The sequence below is a fragment of the Moraxella canis genome (assembly GCF_034424565.1).
GTDB lineage: Bacteria > Pseudomonadota > Gammaproteobacteria > Pseudomonadales > Moraxellaceae > Moraxella > Moraxella canis.
On the sequence record NZ_CP139961.1, the window covers coordinates 1,462,929 to 1,481,942 of the forward strand.

At 44.5% G+C, this 19,014-nt stretch carries 19 protein-coding genes and 2 pseudogenes; 11 read left to right on the forward strand and 10 right to left on the reverse strand.

Features of this window, described 5'->3' with window-relative positions:
• Positions 1-3 precede the first annotated feature (3 nt).
• Entirely contained in the window at positions 4-2,229 is a 2,226-nt protein-coding gene (locus tag U0021_RS06645; RefSeq protein WP_114800877.1) for an NADP-dependent isocitrate dehydrogenase, read from the reverse strand.
• A 644-nt stretch (positions 2,230-2,873) separates the two neighbouring features.
• Between U0021_RS06645 and tsaD the strand changes: the two genes are divergently transcribed.
• From tsaD to cobS, 6 genes are all read left to right on the forward strand, one after another.
• Entirely contained in the window at positions 2,874-3,908 is a 1,035-nt protein-coding gene (gene tsaD / locus U0021_RS06650; protein WP_114800875.1) for a tRNA (adenosine(37)-N6)-threonylcarbamoyltransferase complex transferase subunit TsaD, read from the forward strand.
• A gap of 4 nt (positions 3,909-3,912) precedes the next feature.
• Positions 3,913-4,557 carry a 2'-5' RNA ligase family protein gene (locus U0021_RS06655; protein ID WP_114800874.1) on the forward strand — a complete coding sequence of 215 codons (645 nt, stop codon included), beginning with the start codon at positions 3,913-3,915 and terminating at the stop codon, positions 4,555-4,557.
• Positions 4,551-5,066 (forward strand): bifunctional adenosylcobinamide kinase/adenosylcobinamide-phosphate guanylyltransferase, encoded by a 516-nt coding sequence (cobU, locus tag U0021_RS06660; RefSeq protein WP_114800873.1) that lies wholly within the window; start codon positions 4,551-4,553, stop codon positions 5,064-5,066. Before U0021_RS06655 ends, cobU begins: the two co-directional genes overlap by 7 nt.
• 82 nt (positions 5,067-5,148) lie before the next feature.
• On the forward strand, positions 5,149-6,186 hold the full coding sequence (cobT, locus tag U0021_RS06665) for a nicotinate-nucleotide--dimethylbenzimidazole phosphoribosyltransferase (protein ID WP_114800872.1): 1,038 nt from the start codon (positions 5,149-5,151) through the stop codon (positions 6,184-6,186).
• Positions 6,183-6,770: a histidine phosphatase family protein gene (locus U0021_RS06670; RefSeq protein WP_114800871.1), complete on the forward strand. Its 588-nt coding sequence runs from the start codon at positions 6,183-6,185 to the stop codon at positions 6,768-6,770. The genes cobT and U0021_RS06670 overlap by 4 nt, the downstream gene beginning before the upstream one ends.
• Positions 6,771-6,778: 8 nt before the next feature.
• Positions 6,779-7,507 (forward strand): adenosylcobinamide-GDP ribazoletransferase, encoded by a 729-nt coding sequence (gene cobS / locus U0021_RS06675; protein WP_114800891.1) that lies wholly within the window; start codon positions 6,779-6,781, stop codon positions 7,505-7,507.
• Between the two features lie 40 nt (positions 7,508-7,547).
• Here the strand turns inward: cobS and U0021_RS06680 are convergent, their stop codons facing one another.
• Positions 7,548-8,435: a LysR family transcriptional regulator gene (locus U0021_RS06680; RefSeq protein WP_078255453.1), complete on the reverse strand. Its 888-nt coding sequence runs from the start codon at positions 8,433-8,435 to the stop codon at positions 7,548-7,550.
• Positions 8,436-8,656: 221 nt separating this feature from the next.
• On the opposite strand from U0021_RS06680, the gene U0021_RS06685 reads away from it, so the two are divergent.
• On the forward strand, positions 8,657-9,289 hold the full coding sequence (locus tag U0021_RS06685) for a DedA family protein (protein WP_114800870.1): 633 nt from the start codon (positions 8,657-8,659) through the stop codon (positions 9,287-9,289).
• Positions 9,290-9,374: 85 nt separating this feature from the next.
• Here the strand turns inward: U0021_RS06685 and U0021_RS06690 are convergent, their stop codons facing one another.
• Positions 9,375-9,749 (reverse strand): outer membrane protein assembly factor BamE, encoded by a 375-nt coding sequence (locus tag U0021_RS06690; protein ID WP_114800869.1) that lies wholly within the window; start codon positions 9,747-9,749, stop codon positions 9,375-9,377.
• A gap of 224 nt (positions 9,750-9,973) precedes the next feature.
• On the opposite strand from U0021_RS06690, the gene fur reads away from it, so the two are divergent.
• Positions 9,974-10,414, forward strand: a complete 441-nt coding sequence (gene fur / locus U0021_RS06695) for a ferric iron uptake transcriptional regulator (protein ID WP_049236655.1) — start codon at positions 9,974-9,976, stop codon at positions 10,412-10,414.
• Between the two features lie 69 nt (positions 10,415-10,483).
• Here the strand turns inward: fur and U0021_RS06700 are convergent, their stop codons facing one another.
• Positions 10,484-11,530, reverse strand: a complete 1,047-nt coding sequence (locus U0021_RS06700) for a type IV pilus twitching motility protein PilT (RefSeq protein WP_327037435.1) — start codon at positions 11,528-11,530, stop codon at positions 10,484-10,486.
• Between the two features lie 117 nt (positions 11,531-11,647).
• Here U0021_RS06700 and U0021_RS06705 point away from each other — a divergent pair, with 117 nt between their 5' ends.
• Positions 11,648-12,358 (forward strand): YggS family pyridoxal phosphate-dependent enzyme, encoded by a 711-nt coding sequence (locus tag U0021_RS06705; protein ID WP_114801250.1) that lies wholly within the window; start codon positions 11,648-11,650, stop codon positions 12,356-12,358.
• 299 nt (positions 12,359-12,657) lie between these two features.
• Here the strand turns inward: U0021_RS06705 and U0021_RS06710 are convergent.
• From U0021_RS06710 to U0021_RS06725, 4 genes and pseudogenes are all read right to left on the reverse strand, one after another.
• Positions 12,658-13,359: pseudogene (locus U0021_RS06710) on the reverse strand (IS1 family transposase).
• Between the two features lie 457 nt (positions 13,360-13,816).
• Positions 13,817-14,349: pseudogene (locus U0021_RS06715) on the reverse strand (IS1595 family transposase).
• A 158-nt stretch (positions 14,350-14,507) separates the two neighbouring features.
• The gene (locus U0021_RS06720; RefSeq protein ID WP_114799822.1) at positions 14,508-14,903 is read right to left on the reverse strand and encodes a hypothetical protein; all 396 of its coding nucleotides are present in this window, start codon (positions 14,901-14,903) and stop codon (positions 14,508-14,510) included.
• A 162-nt stretch (positions 14,904-15,065) separates the two neighbouring features.
• Positions 15,066-16,757 (reverse strand): NAD+ synthase, encoded by a 1,692-nt coding sequence (locus U0021_RS06725; RefSeq protein ID WP_114799823.1) that lies wholly within the window; start codon positions 16,755-16,757, stop codon positions 15,066-15,068.
• 249 nt (positions 16,758-17,006) lie between these two features.
• On the opposite strand from U0021_RS06725, the gene U0021_RS06730 reads away from it, so the two are divergent.
• Positions 17,007-17,282 carry a hypothetical protein gene (locus U0021_RS06730; RefSeq protein WP_049236651.1) on the forward strand — a complete coding sequence of 92 codons (276 nt, stop codon included), beginning with the start codon at positions 17,007-17,009 and terminating at the stop codon, positions 17,280-17,282.
• A 61-nt stretch (positions 17,283-17,343) separates the two neighbouring features.
• Here the strand turns inward: U0021_RS06730 and U0021_RS06735 are convergent, their stop codons facing one another.
• Together U0021_RS06735 and U0021_RS06740 are read right to left on the reverse strand one after the other, a co-directional pair.
• Entirely contained in the window at positions 17,344-17,691 is a 348-nt protein-coding gene (locus U0021_RS06735) for a cell division protein ZapA (protein WP_049236649.1), read from the reverse strand.
• A 36-nt stretch (positions 17,692-17,727) separates the two neighbouring features.
• On the reverse strand, positions 17,728-18,087 hold the full coding sequence (locus tag U0021_RS06740) for a hypothetical protein (protein WP_049236648.1): 360 nt from the start codon (positions 18,085-18,087) through the stop codon (positions 17,728-17,730).
• A gap of 280 nt (positions 18,088-18,367) precedes the next feature.
• Here U0021_RS06740 and U0021_RS06745 point away from each other — a divergent pair, with 280 nt between their 5' ends.
• Complete coding sequence (locus U0021_RS06745) at positions 18,368-19,006, forward strand: UPF0149 family protein (protein WP_114799824.1); 639 nt, start codon at positions 18,368-18,370, stop codon at positions 19,004-19,006.
• Positions 19,007-19,014 lie beyond the last annotated feature (8 nt).

Below are 19,014 nucleotides of genomic sequence, written 5' to 3' on the forward strand. Positions count from 1 at the left end.
TCTTTATTTAAGTAGTTCAAGTGCTTGATTGAGCGTTTGGCTTGGACGCATTGCCGCTGAAGCCTGATCAAAGTCAGGGGCATAATAGCCACCAATGTCGGTAGATTGACCTTGAACTTGATTCAGTTCATCAAGGATTTTTGCTTCATTATCGGTCAGGGCTTTTGCCACAGGTGCAAATTTCTCTGCGATCATGGCGTCGCTGTCTTGTGATGCCAATTCTTGCGCCCAATACATCGCTAGATAAAAATGACTGCCGCGATTGTCTAGCTCGCCGACTTTGCGCTTTGGCGATTTGTCGTTTAATAAAAGCTTTTCGGTCGCGCGATCAAGCGTTTCGGCAAGCACTTGTGCTTTGGCATTGTCGGTGGTCTGCGCCAAATGCTCAAACGATACTGCCAGTGCCAAGAACTCGCCCAAGCTGTCCCAGCGCAAATGATTTTCTTCATTAAACTGCTGCACATGTTTTGGTGCTGAACCGCCTGCGCCTGTTTCAAACATGCCGCCGCCATTCATCAAAGGCACAATCGATAGCATCTTAGCAGAAGTGCCCAGCTCTAAGATTGGGAATAGGTCTGTGTTATAGTCACGCAGCACATTACCTGTCACAGAAATGGTATCCAAGCCTTCTTTCATGCGTTTAAGACTGACCAAGCAAGCATCGGCAGGTGCAAGGATTTGGATGTCCAAGCCTTCGGTGTCTAGATCGCCAAGGTATTGATTGACCTTTTTGATCAGTTCAGCATCGTGCGCGCGTTTTTCATCTAGCCAAAAAATCGCAGGCGTGCTGCTCAAGCGAGCACGATTGACGGCTAAGCCCACCCAGTCTTTGACAGGGGCGTCTTTGGTTTGGCAAGCGCGCCAAATATCGCCAGCTTCCACAGCATGAGAGGTAAGTACATTGCCATTTTCGTCAATGATTTCCACTTTACCATCGTTTTGGATTTCAAAAGTCTTATCATGCGAGCCGTATTCTTCAGCTTTTTGAGCCATCAATCCGACATTCGGCACGCTACCCATCGTGGTTGGATCAAATGCGCCATTTTCACGACAAAAATCAATCACCGCTTGGTATACATGCGCGTAGCTGCTGTCAGGAATGACCGCTTTGGTGTCTTTGGCGTCGCCATTTTTATCCCACATGCGACCTGAGTTACGAATCATCGCTGGCATAGAGGCATCGACAATCACATCACTTGGCACATGTAAATTGGTGATGCCTTTGTCGCTGTCGACCATGGCGATATCTGGATTGGCGGCGTAAGCTTGTGAAATGGCTTCTTCAACACCTGCGCGAGTTTCGGCATCAAGCTTATCAAGATTGGCTAGCAGATTGCCAAAGCCGTTATTGACATCGACGCCAGCAGCTGCCAGCTGTTCGCCATATTGTTCAAACACAGGCGCAAAGAATGCACGCACCGCATGACCAAAGATGATAGGGTCAGAGACTTTCATCATGGTGGCTTTCATGTGTAGCGAAAAGAGCACATCTTTTTCTTTGGCATCTTTGATTTGTTCTTCTAAGAATGCAAGCAAGGCTTTTTTACTCATCATGGTGGCGTCGATGATTTCACCTGCTTTTAGTGCCAATGGTTTACGCAGCTCAGTTTGGTTGCCTTGAGCATCTGTAAACACAAAAGAAACTGTCGTGGCATCCGCCACAGTTTTGGATTGCTCATTTGCAAAGAAATCACCGCCGTCCATCGTCGCGACATGTGATTTACTATCCTTGCTCCAAGCGCCCATGCTGTGTGGGTATTTTTTGGCAAAATTTTTGACGGCTTTTGGTGCGCGGCGGTCAGAGTTGCCTTCGCGCAGCACAGGATTGACAGCGCTGCCTTTGATTTTGTCGTAGCGCTTTTGGATGTCTTTTTCTTCGTCGGTCTGTGGATTGGTTGGGTAGTCTGGTAGCTTATAGCCTTGGTCTTGTAGCTCTTGGATGGCTGCCAACAGCTGAGGCACAGAGGCTGAAATGTTAGGCAGTTTGATAATGTTGGCTTCAGGCTTGGTCACCAGCTCAGCCAGCTCAGCCAATGCGTCAGTAATTCGCTGTTCTTCGGTCAAATACTCTGGAAAGCTTGCCAAAATACGACCCGCCAAAGAAATATCGCTGGTCACAAAATCAACATCAGCGATACTGCTAAAAGCACGAACGATAGGAAGTAAAGAATAGGTGGCTAATGCTGGGGCTTCATCGGTGTGAGTATAGACAATGGTAGATTTGCTCATATAGACTCCTGGTTGTCAATGTCGGGTTTGGTTAAAATCGGCGGTATTATGCCATACTTTCCTTGTTTTGCCTACTTGCAAAAGTGGCTGCAGCAGCCTATTCATCATAAAAAATTATTAGATCATCAGATAATTTTAATATTTTGAATAAAAATGCTGTTTTGTGCATCAAGTTTGTTTGAGCGCTCAATCCCAAATAATAACAAGAATATTTTGGTTAAAATGCTCAAAGCCTTGTTTTTCATGGCGGGCACATATTTTAAGACAGATATCTAAAATGCGATTTGCGCGCCATTTGGTCTAATAAACACTTCTAATAGACTACAAATGTACTACTTTATAGGCACAAACTCAAATATCAAATCATGATGAAATGCAATTTTCCATAAATTAAAAAAATAATCATAAAAATCAATCACAAAATCTAACATTTGGCGACAGCAATGCCAAAAATCATACGATATTCCTAAAATAAACTCATTAATAATACTTTCACTTTTTGGCAGCTTTTCAAAGGTTTGGCGTGATGAAAAATAAGGGGCACCTATCAACGATGGCGAAGCTTTGCCTTGATGGCATCTGCCGATATTTGGGCGGATCTGTGCTATAATAGCAAGCAAAATAATGACAATTGAGAATGAATTATGAAGGTATTGGGGCTTGAGACCTCGTGTGATGAGACAGGGCTTGCGATCTATGACAGCGAGCTGAATGACGGTAAGGGCGGCGTGCTTGCACAAGTGCTGTACAGTCAAATTGAGCTACACGCAACATACGGCGGCGTGGTGCCAGAGCTGGCGAGTCGTGATCATATCCGCAAACTGGTGCCGCTATATCAGCAGCTGCTTGAGCAGTCAGGGATTGATCAGTCACAGATTGATGCGGTTGCCTATACCAAAGGACCTGGTCTGATTGGGGCTTTGATGACGGGGGCGCTGTTTGGGCGAACGCTGGCGTATGGACTTGATGTGCCAGCGATCGGGGTGCACCATATGGAAGGGCATCTGCTTGCACCGCTGTTAGCTGGTGATCATCCGCCGAGCTTTCCTTTTGTGTGCCTGCTTGTCTCAGGCGGTCACACCATGCTTGTGCGCGCTGATGGGGTGGGCGATTACCAGATCTTGGGCGAATCCATTGATGATGCGGTGGGCGAATGCTTTGATAAAACCGCTAAAATGCTAAGCTTGCCCTATCCTGGCGGTCCAAATGTTGAAAAATTAGCCAAAGTCGGTAACCCACATGCCTACGAGCTACCCAGACCAATGCTACACAAAGGGCTTGATTTTTCATTCAGCGGCATGAAAACCGCAGCGCATAATTTGATCAAAGATACCCCAGGCTCTGACAGCGACCCAAGCATCCGTGCGGACATCGCCGCCAGCTTTCAATTTGCGGTGGTAGATACTTTGGTCAAAAAATGCGTTAAAGCATTAAAGACGACGGGCTTAGATCAGTTGGTCATCGCAGGGGGTGTATCTGCCAATCAGGCGCTACGCTCAGCGCTAGAATCTGAACTTCAAAAAATCAATGCATCGGTGTACTACGCTCCAACTGAGCTGTGCACGGATAATGGCGCAATGATTGCGTATGCTGGCTTTTGTAGGCTTCAGCAAGGTCAAGCCGATGATCTGTCGGTGCGCTGCGTGCCGCGCTGGGATATGACCACGCTCTGCGTCTGAATATATGCTACTGCCTGCTGATACCCAGTTGGTTGGCTTGGATGTCTGTGCTGATTATCAAGCATGGCACAAAGGTCGCCGCCGTTATGTTGTTTGGTATATCGAAATTGATGACGAGGCGGTGTCACAGCGCTGCCAAGAATATCAGCGGCTGTTTGATGATATTTTAACTCCAGGCTATCACAGGCAGTGGCATATCACGCTATTTGTTAATGGGTTTTTGGTGGATGAGCCATACTATGATGATGACTGCACAGCATCACAAATCGATGCACAGATCCAAGCTGTCCAAGCGCTAAACCTGTCGCCTTTTGGATTGACGCTAGATCGCATTGATGGATTTTTAAACAGCTTATTCATCGCCATTCACCCCACCGACACGCTACTAAAAATCCGTCAAGCGCTCAGTGCCATTAAGCCCGAGATCGCTCCCAGTGACTATCATCCACACATTACTTTGGGGTTTTATCGCAGCAGCTTTAGTAGCGGTGATGTATTACCGCTGCTGACACCGCTTCAGACCCGAGATATCGATTTTAGGGTCAAGACGCTGACTGTGGGCTACTATGATCCCAATCAGCTGCAAGGTCAATTAACAGCCTTGTACCGCATATCTTTGTCGCCAACTTTGGAGAATGACTCATGCTAACGCTTGTCTTGGGCGGTGCTCGATCAGGTAAATCTCGCCACGCTGAAGCGCTTGCCAAACAGCTTGAACAAACTGGTAAGCGCGTGATATATGTGGCGACCGCCAAAGCTGATGACGATGAGATGCACCATAGAATCTTGCGCCATCAAAACGACCGTCCAAGCCATTGGCAGACCTTCGAGACGCCTGTAGATTTGGCGCATTACTTACAGCATTTTGATGATCAGGTTGTGATTTTGATTGACTGCTTGACACTGTGGATGTCTAATTTATTGATGCTTGATGCTAAATTATTTGATAAATATAAAAATGACTTTTTAGGTTATTTAACATCAACAACAGCCGATGTGATCATGGTGAGCAATGAAACAGGTTTGGGCGTCGTTCCGATGGGTGAGCTGACGCGTCGATTTGTGGATGAGATTGGATTTTTGCATCAAGCCATAGCGGCAAAAGCAGATCAGGTGATTTTTTGTGTGGCGGGTTTACCGATGACCCTAAAAGGCTGATTTGGCTTTTGAATCTTAGGATGATTTGAATTTTTTGACATATTATGCTCACTGATTTGAGCGACTGATTTATCGAGGAAATATGTGGTATCTTGATCAAACCAAGCCAATCAACCAATATATGCGCACGCAGGCTCAAAAACGCCAAGATAAGCTAACCAAGCCGGCAGGTTCTTTGGGCGAGATGGAAACTGTGGTGATTCAGCTTGCAGGTATGCAAGGTAAGGTATGCCCAACTGCCGATAAGCCGTATATGTGTACGTTTGCCGGTGATCATGGCATCGCAAGTCTTGGCGTGTCAGCGTATCCGCAGACTGTGACCCGTCAGATGCTCTATAATTTTGCCCAGGGCGGGGCGTGTATCAGTGTGATGGCACGCCATTATAGGGCGATTAGCCGAGTCATTGACTGCGGCACTTTGGGCGGTGCGTATGAGGCGCATGGCATCGATCAGCAGCCGATCGCGCCAAGTACGCATAATTTTTTGGAGCGCGCTGCCATGAGTGATGATGATTGTCAGCGTGCACTCGTTATCGGCAAAAACAGCGTGGAAGAGGCGGTCGCATTGGGCGCAGATATTTATATTGCAGGTGAGATGGGTATTGGTAATACCACGTCATCATCGGTTCTGGCGGGGCTGCTTTTGGGTGAGCGCGCGGATCAATTAACTGGTCTTGGTACAGGTATTGATGAAGCCACTTTCGCCTTTAAAAGAACCGTCATTGACCAAGCCATTGACTTATACCAACATAATGAGCCACTGACCTGTCTACAATCAGTGGCAGGCTTTGAGATGGTAGCGATGGTGGGGGCATATCTGCGCGCTGCTCAGTTAGGAATGCCTGTGATCATTGGTGGATTTATCTCTGCGGTCTGTGCCTTGTGCGCTGTGCGTATCAATCCTAGTGTCCGTGACTATATGCTATTTTCGCACAAATCGGCAGAATACGGTAATCAGCTGGTGCTTGATGCCTTAAGAGCACGACCATTGATTGATCTTGGGCTAAGGCTTGGTGAGGGGACGGGCGCGATGACAGCATTTGGGATCATTCAGCTGGCGTGTGCGGTGCATCGCGATATGGCGACCTTCGATGAAGCAGGCATCAGTGACCGCTCATGATCAGCTTGTCTGTTTTACGCCATGGCGAGACTCGGCTGCTCACAAGCGGAGTATTGCGGGGTCGCACTGATGATGCCTTGACCCAAAAAGGCTGGGCGCAGATGCACGCCAGCTTTGATGATAATTTTTTGAGCAATCAGTGGCAAGTGATCATCACTTCGCCGCTATCTCGCTGCCTAGATTTTGCAAAAATAAAAGCTATGCAATATGAGCTGGGCTTGGTGGTGCTTGATGAGCTCCAAGAGATGGATTTTGGGGAGTGGGAAGGGCAGCGTACGGCAGATTTATACCAAAAATACCCCAATGACTTATCAACATGGTGGCAGGCGCCAACTGCCTTCACACCACCCAATGGAGAATCGGTATATAGCTTTGCTCGGCGGATTGATGAAGGTTTGGCTAAGATTGAACAAATTTGCCAAACGCATCATTACCAAAAAGTGTGTATGATCAGTCATGGCGGCGTGATCAAATATCTGTATTGCCGTGCTCAGGGTTTGCCATTAGACAGCATCTTGACCATGCCTGCTGACTTGGGCGAGCTGCACCACTTTGGCTACCATCAAGGCAGGCTCAAAATATGATCCGCCTAATGATGCCACTGCTGATCGCGGTGCAGTTTTTGACGACTTTGCCAATCACACTGCCTGTGATGCCAAGCCATCAGCAAAATGCAGCATCACTGCTGTTTTATCCTTTGGTGGGGCTGCTGATTGGGCTAGTTTTATTTGGTATGACATGGATAAGCTTGCCACTCATGCTCTTAAGTGCGCTGATCGTGGCGGCTTGGGTGTACCTGACAGGTGGGCTACATTTAGACGGTTTGGCGGATACGGCAGATGCTTGGGTGGGAGGCTTGGGTGATAGACAGCGCACGCTTGATATCATGAAAGATGTGCATACAGGTGCGATGGGTGTGGTGGCGATTGTTAGTATCGTCATGCTTAAATGGGCGGGCGTTTATAGTCTTTTGTCGCTCAATCTGCCTATGGGCTTGATGTTTGTGCCCATGCTTGGGCGGCTTGGTATTTTGATGCTGTTATTGACCACGCCTTATATACGACCACAAGGCTTGGGCTCGCCCTTGATTAATCATAACAAAACAATTTTGATGATCGTAATTATGAGCTATATGATCACTTTGGGGCTGCTGCCAGCAGGTTTGGCAGCAGGTTTGGTGGTAGGGCTGATTGCCATTATTGGCTACTTGCGTCATGTATTTGTGCGCCGAATCGGTGGGGTGACTGGCGATACCCTGGGTGCAGGCGTTGAGATTGCGGAAGTATTTGCGCTTATTATGATGGCTTGGTATTTATCCTAAGTTTGGTATGATTGGACTGATACCAAGCCAAAACTTAAGATTAAGGCTTTTTAATGTCTTTTAATAAGCCTAAAAATCCCTTCATAAAATCCAATCGTGCGTCGCTGTCACGAATGGCGGCATACAGCTGACAGTGCACACCTGTGCCAAGCGGACGAGACACCACCCAGCCTTTGCGCTCATATTCTGCCACTACCCAATCAGGCAGCGCCGCCACGCCACGCTCAGAGGCGACCAGCTGAATCAGCATGGCAGTAAGCTCGGTGGTGCGAATATTGGCAGGTGCCACACCTTGGGGCGCAAGGAATTTGGCGATGACATCCAAGCGGCTTTCTTCGACAGGGTAGGCGATCAAGGTCTGATCACTTAGGTCAGAAGCGCTGATAAACTCTTGGCTTGCCAAGCGATGCGCTGGGGCGAGCACTAACCGACTTTCATAAGTAAACAGTGGCAAATAGCTGATGCCATCAATGGGCAGGTCACTGGAGGTGATCAATAAATCAATCTCGCCTTCCACCAGCATATGATGTGGCTCAGGATCGAAACCTGTCGTAAAATCAAGCTCCACATCGCTGTATCTACTGCGATAGACATTCAAGATGGGCATCAGCCAATCAAAGCAGCTATGGCATTCACTTGCTAGACGCAGCCTACCTGCTTGACCATGCGCCAGCCTTTTGATGTCTGATTTGGTGCGTGCCACTTGGGGCAAAATACTGTCAGCCAATTCCAAAACAATCAACCCTGCAGGCGTGAAGCTGACAGGGCGGGTGCGCCGATTGACGAGCGTGATGTCATAATAATTTTCAAGCTCTTTGAGCTGATGACTGATGGCGGATGCAGTGAGGTTCATCTCATCGGCAGTGGTGGCAAGTGAGCCGTGGCGCTTAAGGGCGCTCATCATCTGTAGGTGGCGAATTTCTAGCATATCAAAAGCCATTGGTTAAAAATTTTTCATTATTTTATCATAATATGAAATCATATTCATGTTGCACCTATGGCTTGTAAGATGAGTGCAATTTTGGCTATGACGATCACTATCTCAATGAAAAATGTCTTAGTGACACAAAAATCTCCCTGGTTGGGATCAATTTCTGATAACATAGGGGCTATTTATTTGGCAAAAAGTGGGTGGCTATGGATGTGATCATGCAGCTGGTGGATTTTATTTTGAATATCGATCAGCATTTGGCGGTGTTTTTACAAGATTATGGGATGTGGATTTATGGCATCTTGTTTTTGATCATTTTTGTTGAAACTGGATTTGTGGTGATGCCATTTTTGCCTGGAGACAGTCTGCTGTTCGCTGCAGGTGCTTTGGCGGCTTTTACGGGTGCGCTCAACCCTGCTTTATTGATTGCGCTGCTATTTTTGGCGGCGGTGTTGGGCGATACGCTCAATTACCATATTGGTAAATATATCGGACCTAAGGTGTTTGTCACAAATTCGCGCTGGATCAATCATCAGCACCTGATTAATACACAAAAGTTTTTTGCCACTCATGGCGGAAAGACGATTATTTTTGCGCGCTTTATTCCTTTTGCTCGCACATTTGCGCCATTTGTGGCAGGGGCGGGCAGCATGGATTATCGTTATTTTTTAAGCTATAACGTGATTGGCGGGTTTTTGTGGATTACATCATTTGTGATGCTGGGCTATTTTTTTGGGAATCAGCCTGTCGTCAAAGACAATTTTACCTATGTGATTTTTGGCATTATTATTTTTAGTATCTTGCCAGTTATTTTTAGTTTTATTAAACAAAAACTCAATAAATCCGCCTGATTTTTGATTGATTATTTAAATACAAAAAGCCGCTTATATACTGATAAGCGGCTTTTTCAATTCGCCTAGACTTGGGCTATTGCGACTAATGGCGATTGGCAGGCAGACTGTCACGACCTTCAATGCGTGTGACGATGCCTTGGTTATTAAAGTAGATGCTCAAATACTGCGATGCATCTTTGATGTCTGGTTTTTTGTGACGCTTACCATCGGTGCCCGCGGTGTAGTCGTAAATATAATCCCAGCGATTGGGCGCCAAAGTATCACGCAGAGCGGGTGAACCGAGCAAATACAGCACTTGATTGGCATTCATGCCCACTTGCACTTGGCTTGCTTGGGCGGCAGACAGGGGCGTGCCTTGGGGTAGATCGATCGTATAGACCCGAAAGGCATTACAGCCAGTCAAAGCAAGCATCGCAACCAAGCCTAAGCTTGCTGCTTTTAATGTCATCTTTTTCATTATTATTCCCATATAGTGATGGAGTGTGACCATATTAAACCAAAGGCTTGGCATTATGCAAGTATCTTTTGGTGTTTGGCTAAGTTTTTGTGGTTATGACCGCTTTTGATGATTGGATAACTCAATCATTGACTTTTGGCGCGTATTTGTGATTTTGGGGTGCAAGCTTTTCAATTTTATGGTAAATTATCAGCTATCTATAATAATTTTAGGATCAATAAACTATGGCTTTTACCAATAAAGATTTGCGTAAAGCAGGCTTAAAAGTCACGCTGCCGCGCATTAAGATTTTGGAGCTGCTTGAGAGCGCAGAGCATCACCACATGAGTGCCGAAGATGTGTACCGCGCTTTGGCTGAGCAGGGCGAAGATGTGGGCTTGGCGACGGTGTACCGCGTGCTGACTCAGTTTGAGCAAGCAGGCATTGTTGAGCGCCATAATTTTGAAAATAATTTATCGGTGTTTGAAATTGTCCAAGATGAGCATCACGATCATTTGGTTTGTGATGTTTGTGGCAAAATTGTTGAATTTCATAATTCGATCATCGAAGAAGAGCAGTTCAAAGTGGCACAGGCGCACAACTTTAAGCTGTCAGGTCATTCTTTGGTGCTGTATGGCGTCTGTGACAGTCCAGAGTGCCTAAAATCAAACAGCGAAAATAAATAAGCCAAGCTCCGTATACGGTGCGATCCAAAATGCCCAATAGATGATATTGGGCATTTTTTAAATCAAGGCTTAAAATAGCCGCTCTTGGGCATGATGATTGGCGATATCTGCGCTGATCTTGCCAGATGTGACTAGGCGTGATAGATGATGACTCAGACTGATCATGCCTTGGGCTGAGCTGGTCTGGATGACAGAAGACAGCTGCGAGATTTTATTTTCGCGAATAAGATTGGCGACCGCAGGCGTGTGAGTGAGAATCTCAAACGCTGCCACACGACCGCCACCTTGTGCCGGCAGTAGTCTTTGGGCGATCACTGCTTGAAGTGAGTCAGCGAGCATCGTGCGAATCATGTGCTTTTCAGCAGCATCAAACACATCGATGATCCGATCAATGCTTTTTGGTGCACTTAGGGTGTGTAAGGTGGCAAATACCAAATGCCCTGTCTCAGCGGCAGTCAGAGCCAGTCTGATGGTCTCAAGATCGCGCAGCTCACCGACCAAAATGACATCAGGATCTTCACGCAACGCCGAGCGTAGCGCGCGATGAAAACTGATGGTATCTTTGCCAATCTGCCTTTGATTGATCAATGATAGTTTTGATTGATGCTCATACTCAATGGGATCTTCGATGGTCAAAATGTGCGCCTTGCTGTGCTGATTGATGTGATCGATCAAGCTGGCAAGTGTGGTTGATTTGCCCGAGCCTGTCGCGCCTGTCACAAGTACTAAGCCTGCGCGCAGTGTCGTGATTTGTCGCAGGCTGTCATAAATTCGATCATCATCAATTAACTGCCTAAGCGTGGGCACTTTGGCTTGGATCACCCGAAAAACGGCGCCAGCACCATGTGTCTGAAAAAACGCATTCACCCGAAAGCGAGCGACGCCATCAAGGTCAATCACAAAATCATGCTCAAGATGTTGTTGCCAGTGATCGTAATCTGTCTCATCCATCACAGATCTGAGCATCTGTGTGACGCCGTCTGCATCGATGGGCGCAAGGCTCATCGGCATCAGCTCGCCATCGATGCGCATCATGATGGGCTGATGCGCAGACAAATGCAAATCTGATGCGCCTTGATTGTGTGCAAAAACCAACAGGTCTTTAAGATTGAGCATGGGGATGTTGACTCCAAATATTTGCCACATTAAATCAAATTTAGGCGGATTTCACAAGTGATCTTCTTAGTGTTACAATAATTTGATGAAATACAGCCACATGATAAAGGGTAGATTATGCAGACCGTGACCGATTTTGATGAAGCGCAATTATTGGCTAATTATCAAGCAGTGAGTGATGCGCTAGCTGTAGCTAATGCCAAAGCTATCGAAACAAACGACGAACACTGCTCAGCGGCGCTGCTTGCGGTGTCAAAGACAAAGCCTGCTTCGATGATTGAGGCGCTATACCGTGCAGGTCAAGAAGATTTTGGTGAAAATTATCTGCAAGAGGCGCTTGGCAAAATCATGGCACTGTCTGATTTGCCGATCACATGGCACTATATTGGCAGCATCCAAAGAAATAAAACGCGAGACATTGCCAAGTATTTTGACTGGGTGCACACCTTGGAGCGTGAGGTCATCGCCAAGCGTCTCAATGAGCAGCGCGCAGGTATGAAGCCGCTTAATGTCTTGATCCAAGTCAATATTGATGATGAAAACAGCAAATCCGGCTGTCAGCCTGAGGAAGTACCTGCCTTGATTGAGCAGGTCATGCATTATGAAAATCTGAATTTACGGGGGCTAATGGTAATCCCAAGTAAGCAAGGAGTAGATGCTTTTGCTCGCACAAAAGCATTATTCGATGCGATGGCGGCTCAATTTGATCTGCCTCATTGGGATAGCATCAGCATGGGCATGAGCGGTGATATGGCAGAAGCTGTGGCGCATGGATCGACGATGGTGCGTGTTGGGACGGCAATTTTTGGTGAGCGATCATATCAGTAAATGTAGCGCCATTAAAAAACGCCCACTGAACAAGGATAATCCAGATTCTGTTTTGATGACACTACTGTCTTTTTTCTCTTTCCATGACTGTATGCTGATATTTTTGGTGTGTAATACTTGATGGTCTAAGTGAAATGGAGTGGCGACATATACTGCATCGTTAATGCAAATATCGTCAGTATGAAATAAACAAACTTACCATTAATCATTACACGCCCCTAATATTTGTCTACCAAATCATATTTAACAATCAATCCGATTCATTCTATTTTTTGGATAAAAAATAGGGCATTGTTAATTTAAAATACATAACTCAAACCCCCATTCCATTTAGCAAACAGTAAATTGAGCGTATTTTCTATCATTTTCTTGCATTTAGAATAACATTTGGTCTTTCTCCTAAATCTTGCAGTAAAATGTCTAATAAGGCTGTTATAACTCTCAATGGTAAAAGTTTGAGCTTTGCTTTTTAGGTGCTTGTGTTTTGGAATAATTTCATCATAAGATTTCCAATAATCAGAACAAAACAGCTTAATATTGTTTGAGTTTAGGGTGTTGTATAGCCTTGCAAAGGTTTTACTGTCTCGTTTGCCACAAACAAAACCTAAAACGTGTTTTGTTTGTCGGTCAATGGCAATCCAAGTCCAGCAGTAGTTTTTTTGTGTTTGGTATAACTGTGGATTTCATCAAGCTCTACAATGTCAATTTCTTGACTGTCATTGGGTTTGATTTGATGTTGCTCCCCAAGATGTTTAACCCATTGATAGACCGTACCGTAACTAATGTTTAATACTCTACCAATGGAGCGAAACCCTAGACCTTCTAAATACATATCTATTGCCATTTTCTTAATGGCATCGCTCTTATGAGAGCTGTGTTTGTGTACTTAAAAAATAATAATGACAGTTTTTGCACTTGTAGCGTTGTTTGCCATTGTTAAACCCTGCTTTAACAAAGTGTGTATTTTGACATTTAGGACAATGGGTAAATGTTTGGTTCATTGGGTGGTTGTTTTACATGTGGTTGAGTGTGTGGTATTTTAACTGATGTATTTTTGTTTAACAATGCCAAAAATAGAATGAATATCCTGAAAACAAAAAAACTACCAAAGATTTTATTAGATTTTGTGGCTTTTGCAAATACTCTAAATGATTTAGAAATATATTAATAAATATTACTGTCATCCCTATACAAAATACTTTCAACCATTCATTTCTATAAATGCGAGTAATAGCAGCAAAAAAAACTTACCACTACTATAAACAGATACCACATGGAAATACTGTTAAATAACTCCATTACTTTTCACTTTTGTGCTTAGTCTTTTTTAAGGCTAAGTATCTCATAAAAGGATAGCAAAGTGCCATTATAACAGTTCCCATTTGCATATTTGGGTATCTATCATAGTGTATGGATAAACCAATAACTTTGGACTCTAGACTATCAAAGTTAAAAATCTCACTTAATCAAACTCCATAAATGGCGTTGTAACTCATTAACATCTTTGTTCCAACGCCATTCACATTCTTTTCAGTGTTGTTCAAATTTGTCAGTAACACCGTTAAATTTAGCAAGCCGTCTTTTGCTAAAACTCCAAAAGCTCTCAATGCCATTAATTTGACATCTACCGTAAGCAAATTCATTGTTGCCGTGATTTACTCTAAACTGTTTGTCATAACCTACATCTTTACCAAGTATCACAGCTTGTCAGGTTGCTTTAATGTACCACAACCTGGCTTTAACTTGCTATGAAAGCCCCTTTGTCGCTTTGCCCCAAAATAGCTTTCATCCACTTCAATTGCACCGTATAATAAGCGTTTTTGGTTGGTTTGATACTCATAGATTTCTTGTTTAAAAATACCAAACCAATGATGAATTGTATTGCGATTTAGCTCAAGCAAAAGTGCTGTTCTTGTTGCATCTATGTCAATACAAAAGCATTTTATGATTTTCTTGAGTTTATAGACACTTAAATTACTGTTATACTTCATATTGTTAGTCTAGCCTAGGTTAGGTTGCTAGATTGGAGCCTACGATATTATCAGCTTCCGCCAAACTCATAGCTGCAACAGTATGATTGATATAATGAAGTCCTACTGTATCTTTTGCTAAAACGGTCAATCCAAATACTTTCATTATTAGCCTCTAGCTATTTATGTACACTAATTGTTGTATTTATATTTAAAAGCATATTTTCCCTCAAGTCATTAATGGATACATGACTGGATACCTCTGCGGCTTCTTCATTGTCTTCAAAAAAAGCAAGATCGAATGTCCCAAATTTATCAAAAACAGACTGTAATAAATCACTTCCTTCTTTTGTCAACAAATAATTAACAATGGCATTTTTGTTGCGTTTGATTTCCTGCACCTGTTGTAGCCATGAACCATTTATTTTTTCATTATCGATTACGACTTCACTGCTACATATTTCATGTGCTGCACAAATAAAAGCATTTCTCTCGTTGTTTTTTCCTAAATAATGTCTATTAAAATATAAAGAATTTTTACCAATAGGTTTGTGGGGTTTTATTTCAATAATCATATTATTATAACCAGTTTAATAGCCAAGTTATTTTAAAATATATCCAATCAAACCTTATCTTCTGAGAAGATAAGGTTTGATTGGCTAGAGTTAATTAAATTTACCTACGGTAACGGTTACTATTTAAAACGCCCACCGATGTGAGCGTTTTAAAAGTGCTGATTAGCCTTTGATTGACCAACCATTGACCAGTGGGTATCGGCGTTCGCGACCAAATGATTTTTTGGTGATCTTGGTACCGATGGCACCTTGGCGGCGTTTATATTCAGAGCGATCCACCATGCCTAAGATTTTTTCAACCGTTTGGGGCTCAAAACCTGCCGCCACAATGGCTTTATAGCCCAAATCTTCATCAATATACATTCTTAGGATATTATCAAGCGTCTCATAATCGCCCAAGCTGTCTTGGTCTGTTTGGTCAGGACGCAGCTCAGCACTCGGGGCACGGGTGATGACGCGCTCAGGGATCACTGGATTGTCTTCTAAGCGATTGCGATAATTTGCCAAGCGATAGACATCGGTTTTGTAGACATCTTTTAAGACATCAAATCCGCCAACCATATCGCCGTAAAGCGTTGAGTAGCCGACAGCATTTTCAGATTTATTGCCTGTTGAGATGACCATATGCCCAAACTTATTAGACAATGCCATTAAGATGGTACCACGGGCGCGCGCTTGTAAGTTTTCTTCGGTCACATCAGGCTCGCTATTGGCAAGCAGTGGCGCTAAGGCTGAGCGTAAGCCTGCCACGGCATCATGGATCGGGCAAACGGTATAAGAAACATTTAAGCGAGCGGCTTGGGCTTCGGCATCTTCTAGGCTGATTTGAGCGGTGTATTCATAGGGCATCATCACTGCATACACCCGATCAGAACCCAAAGCATCGACAGCAATACAAAGCGTGAGTGCGCTATCAATACCGCCTGATAAGCCAACAATCACCCCTTTAAAGCCTGAGCGATTGACATAATCGCGCAGACCCACCACAAGCGCTTGATACATCTCAGATTCTTCAGACAGCACAAGCGGCGCTTTGGTTTGTGTATCAAAAGTCTTAGTCTGGGTATCAAACTGCGCCATCATCAGCTGATTTAAGAATCTGACGCCTTCATGTGCGACGCTGCCGTCTGATTGCATGATCAAAGAACCGCCATCAAAGACGATGTCATCTTGGGCGCCGACGGTGTTTACATAAATGATGGGCAGATTATGGGCGGAAGACTGTTTGGTTAAAAGCGCTTTTCGGGCGGTTTGCTTACCGATTTCAAATGGCGAAGCATTGATCACCACCACCAAATCAGCGCCTTCTTGTTTCAGCGCTTGAATGGGTTCATCATGCCAAATATCTTCACAAATCAAAAGACCAATCGTCGCGCCTTTATAATCAAATAAGACTTGATTGCGACCTTTTTGGAAATAGCGACGCTCATCAAAGATGCCGTAGTTTGGTAGGCGCTGCTTATGATAAAAGCCTTTTTGGCTGCCACCTTGCAAGATGGCGGCTGAATTGAATGTGCCATGATGATCAATGTGCGGATAGCCCAAAATCACCACAATGCCTTCGATTTCGGCAAGTTTTGCCATCGCTTCACGGACGCGCTCCCCTAAGGTTGGGCGTAAAAGCAAATCTTCAGGCGGATAACCCACCAAAGCAAGCTCAGGAAAGATGACAATATCCGCACCGCGAGCTTTGGCATCTAGGGTTAAGGCGTGCATTTTTTTGACATTACCTGCGATATCCCCCACCCAAAAATTGGTCTGAATGATCGCAAAAGTAATTTGACCTGTCGTGGCATCTGCGGTATGAAAACTGGTTTGTGTGCCGTTGACGGCATCGGTTTTAGCTTTTGACATTTGTAATATCCTTAAATTTTTGAGCACTGGTGCATCATGCCAAGTGCTTTTAAATTGATGTCATAAAAAATTGCAATGACTTCACTGTCGTCGCAAATTTCATCAACAAATTTTGTAAAAGTGGCAAATACGCCAAAAATTCTGGCTTATCAAAATAGTGACAAACCTGCAAATAGTATAGCATAAACCCCCAAACTTTGTGATATAGTAATCTTAGGTTTCTAAAAATTTGTGGTGAATTGAGAGTTTATGTTTGCTTTTATTTTAAATATCGTGATCATCGGCGTGGTGATGTGGCTGTTTTTTAAATTCATGTATCCTAAGCCGCCCAAGGCATTCTTCCCCAAAGAAGGCGATGATACAAGCCTGCGGCACTGCCACCACTGTGGGCATGAGCTGGCGACCTATCGCGGTATTTTATTGAATGAAAAGCAGCATAACGAACGGTTTTTTTGTAATGACGAACATCTGAGCGCTTATGCCGATGCTCATCCAGAAGAACATTTACCAAGTGTCGCGGAATAAAAACTTTTAAGTTTACATAAAAAACGGTAGCATAAAGGCTACCGTTTTTTATATGTTGAATTCAAAGCATTGAGCCTGCTTGTTGATTGATTTTTTCTATCATGGCGGCTACTTTGGCTTTTTCGTCATCAGCATCGGCGATTTGGGTTTTTAGGGCTTGGACTTCATCGTACAGCTCCAAGCAAACCAACACCAAAAACTCTTCATTGGTCGGCGTTTTGTGTTTGATTTCGCGGCGCAGATCACGGATTTTGTGGTTGATGTATTCAGCGCCATTTTCTAGGTTTTTAATTTCGTCCACTGGGCAGACAATGCGATGCGGCGTGCCGGCGATACTGATATCAATCGGACGAAATTCTTCTTTGGCGATGATGGCGGATGATGGTGAATTTTGGGTGTCTTGACTCATAATAATTCCTTAGCAAAACTGTTGAATGGCGCGTCTTTAGTTAGAGCGATCGATTTTTGACAGCCAATCACGAATCACTTCAGCGCGTGAGATGGCTAAGGCGTTTTTATCTTTTAGATCTTGATTTTGAGTGATTAACGCTTGATTGGCTTGATAAAGCTCATCAACTTGCTGCTCTAGCGCATTTTGGGTTTGTTGTAGATCATCCACGCGGTCATTATAATTCTCAATATCAATCAGTGCTTGATTGAGCTTGTCTTGCAGTGTTTCGATTTGTTTGGCGCTGTCGTCATTGGCGATGCGCTGTTTGAGATTGGCAAGTTCTGTCGCAGTGACCGCGTATTGCTTTTTCATGGCGATGATCGTCTGCTCTAAGGCTTGTAATTGAGCTAACATAAGATATCCTAAGTTGATCAAACAAAATTTAGCTGAGCTTATCTTAGCATGGCTTTGGAGTGTGTTGTCAAATTTTTTGTAAAAATTGCATCAAAGTTAGCATCACAGCGATAAACGGTTTGATGCTGCCATTGGTTGATCAAAACAGGCGCATAAACTGGTGTGGCTGTGTTATAATAGTCTGTTTTTGATCGCTTATTTAAAGAACACTGTTTGGCAAAGGCTTGATGAGCCTGGATGTGTAAAATCATATCAAAATCGCACGAATAAAAGGCAAAATATGACAACAGATTATTTATCAGGTTGGGATGATTGGTCGTCAGCATTTGGTGATTGGACGGATGTATCGATCAGTGAGCTGCACGGCATCATGACTGGCATCATGACCGCGTGTCATGCGCCCGATACCGACGGTTGGGTGCGCTTGTTGGAGGAGATGAGCTTTGTGATGCCTAGCGAAGCGGCGCTTGAGCTATTGACCGAATACGCCGAAGATGTCAGCTTTGCGCTCAAAGATAAAGATGATGCGTATGGCTATGAGCCTTTGGTGCCTGACGATGAGCACGAGCTGTATGAGCGTGTATTGGCGCTCAAAGATTGGGCGGGCGGTTATATCACTGGCATCGGCGTGGCGGGCGTGACATTGAGCGCTGATGAAAATGAGCTGATTCGCACTTTGATGGAGATTGCTGCCATCCGATTGGACGATGAAGAAAGCCTAGAAGGTGGTGAGGAGATGTGGCTGCAGCTATTTGAATTTGCTCGTATGGTGCCGGTGAGCCTAGCCACTCGTCAGCGCCAAGATGTCAAAAACTTGGCACTACTAAAAGGCTTGGCGCCCGAAGCGAAGACGGCAAATGAGCTTGCGGCAGAAAAATTGGCGGTGCCAGTCATTGATGCAATGGCAAGCAAGCAATAGGCGATAAA